This window comes from Streptomyces mesophilus (assembly GCF_011044995.1).
GTDB classification, from domain to species: Bacteria; Actinomycetota; Actinomycetes; order Streptomycetales; family Streptomycetaceae; genus Streptomyces; species Streptomyces mesophilus.
The window spans coordinates 1-6,484 of the sequence record NZ_JAAKZW010000335.1; the positions used below are offsets into that span (position 1 = coordinate 1).

Genomic DNA, 6,484 nt, shown 5'->3' on the forward strand with positions numbered 1-6,484 from the left:
CTCCTCAGCACCCCGCGCCCCCGCCCCGCATACGCGGAAGTAGCGAAAAGCCGGACGCGGTGGGTGGGGCGGACCTACCCTCGAATTTGTGCCAGGGGCGTTCGGCCGGGTGCTTGTTGTGGACGACAACAAGGTGATCCGGCAGTTGATCAGGGTCAACCTCGAGCTGGAGGGCTTCGAGGTCGTGACCGCGGCCGATGGTGCCGAGGCGCTGGACATCGTGGAGCAGGTCAGGCCCGATTGCGTCACGTTGGATGTGGTGATGCCGCGGCTCGACGGGCTGCGGACCGCGGCGCGGTTGCGGAATGATCCGGGGACCCGTGAGCTGCCGCTCGTCATCGTGAGTGCGTGTACTCAGTACGAGGTGGAGAGCGGGCTCGAGGTCGGGGTCGACGCGTTCCTGGCCAAGCCCTTCGAGCCGGCGGAGCTGGTGGCGCTGGTCAGGCGGCTGGTCGAGCAGGGGCGCGGCCCCGACGCGGAAGCCTCGGCGGAGACGTCCGCGGCGGCCCAGGACGCGAGGGCCAAGCCCAAGGAGCGCGCGGGGCGCGGTCGGCACTGAGCCCGGCCCCCTGAGGTATCCGCAGGGCTACCCACGCGCCGACGAGTATCCGTACGGATTCCCGGCGCCGGCCCGCGCCGCGACCGTGGATGTATGACCACCACTCAGACTTCACAGACATCGCAGACTTCGCAGACTTCGCAGACTTCGCGCGTGACGCGGCCCGGGCCGCTCGGACGGGTCAAGTGGGCCGCGAACAGGGCCCTGTTGAAGAGTGTCGGGCGCCTGAGCAAAGGCGTCCGGATCGGCTATCGGTACGGGTTCGACAGCGGGACCATGCTCGATTACGTCTACGTCAACAAGGCGCACGGGGCGGTGGGGATCGGGCTCGCCATCGACCGGATCTTCCTGAACGCCGTCGGGTGGCGGGCCATCCGGGCGCGCAGGGCGCTGCTGCTCGCGACGTTGGACGAGGAGATTCTCGCGCGGGGCGGACGGGACGGGAGTGTGTTCGTACTCGATGTGGCCGGCGGACCCGGACGGTATCTGCAGCAGCTGATCGCCGGGCATCCCGAGGGCCGGGTGCGGGTCGAGTGCCGGGATCTGGCGGAGGCCGGGCTGCGCCAGGGGGAACTGCTCGCCCGGGCACGGGGGTTGAGTACGGAGGCGATCTCGTACGAGGTGGGGGACGCGCTGGATCCGAAGCCGCCGTCATCCGGGGCGCCCGATGTGATCGTGGTGTCCGGGCTGTACGAGCTGCTGCTCGATGAGCATCGGATCAGGGAATCCGTCGAGCGGCTGCGCGGGCTGCTCGCGCCCGGTGGCTCGCTGGTGTTCACCACGCAGACACGGCACCCGCAGCTCGACTTCATCGCTCACGTACTGCCCAATCGGGACGGGGAGTTGTGGGAGATGGAGTGCCGGAGCGTGGAGGCGGCGGAGCGGTGGGCGCGGGACGCCGGGTTCGGTGAGGTGGAGAGTGCGATGGAGGCTGTGGGGTTGTTCGCGGTGACCGTCGCGCGGGGGTGAGCGGCGACCGTCGCGCGGGGGTGAGCGGTGACCGTCGCGCGGGGTGAGAGGCAAGGGGCGAGGGACGCTCCGCGCCGGGGGTGAGTTCAGGCGGACTTCCTCTTCGCCCCCGCGGCGCTCTTCGACGCCGACTTCTTGGTCGTCGACTTGCTCGCTGACTTGCTCGCCGTCTTCTTCGCCGTCGACTTCGTGGCCGTCGTTGTCTTGCTCGCCGTCTTCTTCGCCGTCGACTTCGTGGCCGTCGATTTCGTCGCCGCCGTCTTCTTCGCCGTGGAAGCCGTCGACTTCTTGCCCCCGACCTGCTTCGGCGCCGCCGCGGCCGACTTCTTGCGCGACTTCAGCGGGGTCACCTCGGCCACCTCACCGTCCGAGCCGGACGACTCGCCGCGCGCCTCCTTGGCCGCCCGGACACTGCTCTCCAGGGCCGCCATCAGGTCGATCACCTTGCCGCCGCCCGCGGGCTCCGAGGGAGCCGGGGCCAAGGCTTGGCCGCCGCCCGTCTTCGCGGCGATCATCTCCTCGACCGCGATGCGGTAGTCGTCGTGGAGGGTTTCGATGTCGACCTCGCCGAGCGTCTCCATCAAGGCGTCCGCCAGGTCCAACTCGGCGTCGCGGACCGTGACATGGGTGTCCGGAGCGACCTCGTCCGCGGCCCTGATCTCGTCGGGCCAGAGCAGGCCGTGCATCGCGATCGCGTTGTCGACGACGCGGAGCATACCGAGGCGTTCGCGGCCGCGGAGGGCGAATTTGGCAATCGCGACCTTCTGGCTGCGCTTCAGGGCCTCACGGAGAAGGGTGTACGGCTTGGCCGCCGGGACTCCGTTCGCCGCCAGGTAGTACGCCGTGTCCATCTGGAGCGGGTCGATCCGTTCGGCCGGGACGAAGGCGACGATCTCGATCGTCTTGGCCGTGGGGATCGGGAGCGACGCCAGGTCCTCGTCCGTGATCGGGATGATCGAGCCGTCGGCGTCCTCGTACCCCTTGCCGATCTCCTGGGACGTGACCTCCTTCTCCTCCAGCTCGCACACCTTGCGGTAGCGGATCCGGCCGCCGTCGGCGGTGTGGATCTGGCGGAAGGAGACGTTGTGGTTCTCGGTGGCGTTGACCAGCTTGATCGGGATGCTGACCAGACCGAAGGAGATGGCGCCGTTCCATATGGATCGCACGTTTTGCCCCTTCCGCGGGGATTAGGCAGGTCTATACGGTCTTACGTGGGATTCTTATCGTATGACGCCGATCACAGAGGTGGAGGGGCGGCGCCTTGCGCTCTCGAATCTGGAGAAGGTGCTCTACCCCGCGCACGGCTTCACCAAGGGCGAGGTCCTGCACTACTACGCGGTGACGGCCGGATCGCTGCTCGCGCATCTGTACAACCGGCCGGTCTCCTTTCTGCGCTTCCCGGACGGGCCCGATGGCCAGCGGTTCTTCGCGAAGAACGTGCCGCCGGGGACTCCGTCGTGGGTGCGGACCGCCGAGGTGCCGCGGCGCAGCGAGGGGCGTACCGCCAAACAGGTCGTCGTGCAGGACATGGCCACCCTGATGTGGGCGGCGAATCTGGTCACCGAATTCCATACGCCCCAGTGGCAGGCGGATGCTCCCGGCAAGGCGGACCGGATGGTGTTCGACCTCGACCCCGGGGAGCCGGCCACCATCGTCGAGTGCTGCGAGGTCGCGCTCTGGCTGCGGGAGCGGCTCGAGGCGGACGGGCTGCACGTGTACGCCAAGACCTCCGGGTCGAAGGGGCTGCATGTGCTCGTACCGCTGCAGCCGACGCCGTCCGAGAAGGTCTCTGCGTACGCGAAGGAGCTGGCGGTCGAGGCCGAGCGGGAGCTGCCGGGCCTTGCCCTGCACCGGATGACCAGGGCGCTGCGGCCCGGGAAGGTCTTCGTCGACTACAGCCAGAACGCGGCGGCGAAGACGACCGCCGCTCCCTATACGTTGCGGGCGCGGCCCCTGCCGACCGTGTCCGCGCCGGTCACCTGGGAGGAGGTCGAGGGCTGTGAGCACCCTGATGACCTGGTGTTTCTGGCGAACGACATTCCGCCGCGGCTACGGGAGCACGGGGATCTGCTCGGCCCGCTGATCAACCTCAACCGGGCCGGGAAGCTCCCCCGGGGGTTCCGATGAGCACCGGCAGGAGGTTCCGGTGAAGCCGCCCGTGACGCTTGCGCCGCCCCTGAAGGTCGCCCTTGCCGAGTCGGTGAGTGCGCTGCCCGAGGGTGCGAGCGGCTGGGCGTACGAGCCGAAGTTCGACGGACATCGGATGCTGCTGTTCCACGTCGGCGGGCAGGTGCGGCTGCAGGCGCGGTCCGGGCGGATCGTGACCCGGTCCTTTCCCGACATCGCCGAGGCGGCGCGGGCGCTGCCCGAGGGGACCGTGGTCGACGGCGAGGTCGTGGTGTGGACGGACGGGCGGGTGGATTTCGCGGCCGTACAGGCCCGGGCGATGTCGACGCCCGCGCGGGCCGGGGAGCTCGCGCGGACGCTGCCGGCCTCGTACGCGGCCTTCGATCTGCTGTCGCTACGGGGGGAGGATCTGCGTCCGGCCCCGTACACGCGGCGGCGCGAGGAGCTCGTATCGCTGCTCGCGCCGCTCGGGCCGCCGTTGCAGGCCGTGCCGATGACCACGGACCGCGAGCTGGCGCTGAGCTGGTACGAGGGGTTGCGGGACACCGGCATCGAGGGGCTTGTGGTCAAGCGGCTCGATCAGGGGTACCGGGCGGGGCGGCGGTCCTGGCTGAAGCTGCGGCACAGCGATACGCGGGACGCGGTGGTGGCCGGGTTCACCGGGCCGCCCGCGCGGCCGCAGGCGCTGGTGGTCGTGCTGCCGGACGACGACGAGCCGGTGCTCTCGAGTCCGCTGTCGCCCGGGGTGCGGGCGCAGGCTGCCGGGCTGCTGCCGCCGGCACAGGGCACGGGTGAGCTCAATGCTGTGGGGCTCGGGGACGTGACGTATCGGCGCGTGGTGGGTGGCCCCGTGGTGGAGGTACGGGAGCAGGTCACGCGGCACCGGACGGTGGCCGTCGTACGGTTCCGCTGACTGAACTGACATACGGTTTCGTTGACCGAACTGAACCGAACGGTCAAGTCCGCAGCCAAGTCCGCCTGTCCCGCGCCTGTGCGTACAGCGTCTCGATGTCCGTCGGTTTGTAGACGCCGCCGAGGGTGGCGAAGGCGGTGAGGTCCGTGTCCTCGACGACGCGGGCCTCCCGGAGCGGTCCGCGCAGGTCGACCGCCGTCGCCGCGACCACCGCGAGGACCGGGCGGACCTCCGTGGTCAGGGCCAGGCAGGCGCGGTCGGCCTGGTGGCGCAGGCGGCCCAGGAGCGGTTCCGCCGGGGCGCGGCCCACCGTGACCTCAGGGTCGGTGACGCGGACGCGGTGCTTGGCGGCGTGCAGGGCGTGCAGCGCGAAGACGCCGCCCGGGCCGATCAGGAGATGGTGCAGAAGGCTCCCGCCCGGGAAGGGCAGGGAGTGCAGGACGCGCCAGCCTGCCGGTTCCAGGCGGTCCAATGCCTCGCCGACCGTCTGCTGAGCGAGCAGGTCGCGCCGGCGTTGGTCCGAGCGCAGCCGGCGGACCGGGGTCGGGTCGCGGTCGAGGGCGATCAGGAGCGCTTCGCCGGGGCGGTTGGGGGCCAGGTCGTCGTCGGGATGCAGGGCGAGGCGGGCGAGTTCGGCGCTGGTCGGCACCGGCGGGGCGCCCACCGTGACCGGGCCGGTCAGATAGGGCCCGAGGGCCCGGAGCACCTCTTGCCTGCGTTCGTCCCTGAGGAGATTGACCCGGCCGGCCTCGCGGTCGTACCAGGCGATGTTCCTGCCGTCCGGGAGGAGTACGTAGTAACGCTCGTGTCCATGTCGCCATGTGGGTACGACCCGTAAGTCGGTCATGCCGCATCACCCCACGACCATGGGAACAGCTCGGCCCGGTCCGGGCAATAACCCGGTCGGGCCCGGACCCGTTCGAAAGTACCTACGCTGAAGGGGACTTGAGGGGGTTTGCCGAATGCCCACCAAGCGCTCGTTCTCGGAGGTGCCCTCGCCGCGCCGTCGTTGGGACGAGATCGTGCCCGGGCTCTCCATGGGCGGACATGAGATGCGGGAGCAGGGCGGGGCGGTCGAATCCGTCGTCGTGGGCGCGGAGTTCGAGGTCGTCCTCAGTCTTCATACGATCCCGGGCCACGGCCCCTCCCCCGGCGTCGAGCATCACGTCCTGGACATCCCGGACGCCGCGCTGAGCGAGGAGCAGCTGGCCGAGGTGCGCCGGATGGTGTGGCTCGCGCATGTCTCGCTGTCGGCCGGGCGGTCCGTCCTCGTGCGCTGCTACAGCGGGTACAACCGGTCCGGCCTGGTGGTGGCCGGGGCCCTGATGCTCGGCGGATACGGGGCCGAGGACGCGATCGCGCGGATACGGGAGCGGCGGTCGCCGTATGCCCTGCACAACTCGCTCTTCGTGCACTACCTGGCCAACGGGATGCTCAGCGAGTGAGGCCTCGGCCCGGCTCGCGGCGGGGTCCGTCGCCGGTTGAAGGCCGCCGGTTGAAGGCTGAATAAGTAACGGCTCTGTCTGTACAGCTATGGGCCGCCGTTACACGGCTGCCGAATTGCCGCAATGGCGGACACATACCTTCGAATACGTCAGCCCGTCCGGTGGCCTCGGCAGCCCGCGTCGTAAGGACCCCTTGTGAGCACTTCCCGTCGCACTCTCGTCCGCACGCTCGCCGTCTCCGTTCTCACGGGCGGCGCGCTGCTGATGCCGGCCGCCGCCTCCTTCGCGGCCTCGCCGGCCTCGGACCTGTCCACGCACGCCGAATCCCCGGCCCTGCTCGCCGCGGGCGGCGGTGTCGCGGCGGCCGGCGCCGCGGGCCTCGGCTTCGCGATGCTGCGCCGCGGCCGAACCGACGGCCGCGACCGCACCGAGAACTGACCTGACCCCGCCGACCTGCCCTCCCCCCACTGG

At 70.4% G+C, this 6,484-nt stretch carries 8 protein-coding genes; 6 read left to right on the forward strand and 2 right to left on the reverse strand.

Features of this window, described 5'->3' with window-relative positions:
* Nucleotides 1-88 precede the first annotated feature (88 nt).
* Together G6045_RS38365 and G6045_RS38370 are read left to right on the forward strand one after the other, a co-directional pair.
* A complete protein-coding gene (locus tag G6045_RS38365; RefSeq protein WP_165336871.1) occupies nucleotides 89-559 on the forward strand; it encodes a response regulator in 471 nt (156 codons plus the stop codon).
* 153 nt (nucleotides 560-712) lie between these two features.
* A complete protein-coding gene (locus tag G6045_RS38370; protein ID WP_328708061.1) occupies nucleotides 713-1,528 on the forward strand; it encodes a class I SAM-dependent methyltransferase family protein in 816 nt (271 codons plus the stop codon).
* A gap of 86 nt (nucleotides 1,529-1,614) precedes the next feature.
* On the opposite strand, the gene ku is transcribed toward G6045_RS38370, so the two are convergent.
* Nucleotides 1,615-2,694: a non-homologous end joining protein Ku gene (gene ku, locus G6045_RS38375; RefSeq protein ID WP_165336873.1), complete on the reverse strand. Its 1,080-nt coding sequence runs from the start codon at nucleotides 2,692-2,694 to the stop codon at nucleotides 1,615-1,617.
* Nucleotides 2,695-2,755: 61 nt separating this feature from the next.
* Here ku and ligD point away from each other — a divergent pair, with 61 nt between their 5' ends.
* Both ligD and G6045_RS38385 read left to right on the forward strand, forming a co-directional pair.
* Nucleotides 2,756-3,655 carry a non-homologous end-joining DNA ligase gene (ligD, locus tag G6045_RS38380; protein ID WP_165336874.1) on the forward strand — a complete coding sequence of 300 codons (900 nt, stop codon included), beginning with the start codon at nucleotides 2,756-2,758 and terminating at the stop codon, nucleotides 3,653-3,655.
* Nucleotides 3,656-3,674: 19 nt separating this feature from the next.
* A complete protein-coding gene (locus G6045_RS38385) occupies nucleotides 3,675-4,568 on the forward strand; it encodes an ATP-dependent DNA ligase (RefSeq protein WP_328708062.1) in 894 nt (297 codons plus the stop codon).
* A 43-nt stretch (nucleotides 4,569-4,611) separates the two neighbouring features.
* Here the strand turns inward: G6045_RS38385 and G6045_RS38390 are convergent, their stop codons facing one another.
* Entirely contained in the window at nucleotides 4,612-5,415 is an 804-nt protein-coding gene (locus tag G6045_RS38390) for a nuclease-related domain-containing protein (protein WP_165336875.1), read from the reverse strand.
* A 115-nt stretch (nucleotides 5,416-5,530) separates the two neighbouring features.
* Between G6045_RS38390 and G6045_RS38395 the strand changes: the two genes are divergently transcribed.
* Nucleotides 5,531-6,013: a protein-tyrosine phosphatase family protein gene (locus tag G6045_RS38395; protein ID WP_206344733.1), complete on the forward strand. Its 483-nt coding sequence runs from the start codon at nucleotides 5,531-5,533 to the stop codon at nucleotides 6,011-6,013.
* A 195-nt stretch (nucleotides 6,014-6,208) separates the two neighbouring features.
* A complete protein-coding gene (locus tag G6045_RS38400; protein ID WP_165336876.1) occupies nucleotides 6,209-6,451 on the forward strand; it encodes a hypothetical protein in 243 nt (80 codons plus the stop codon).
* Nucleotides 6,452-6,484 lie beyond the last annotated feature (33 nt).

Coding starts and splice junctions, on each gene's coding strand:
- ligD (WP_165336874.1), top strand. CDS start 2,756: ATGACGCCGATCACAGAGGTGGAGGGGCGGCGCCTTGCGCTCTCGAAT.
- G6045_RS38390 (WP_165336875.1), bottom strand. CDS start 5,415: ATGACCGACTTACGGGTCGTACCCACATGGCGACATGGACACGAGCGT.
- G6045_RS38395 (WP_206344733.1), top strand. CDS start 5,531: ATGCCCACCAAGCGCTCGTTCTCGGAGGTGCCCTCGCCGCGCCGTCGT.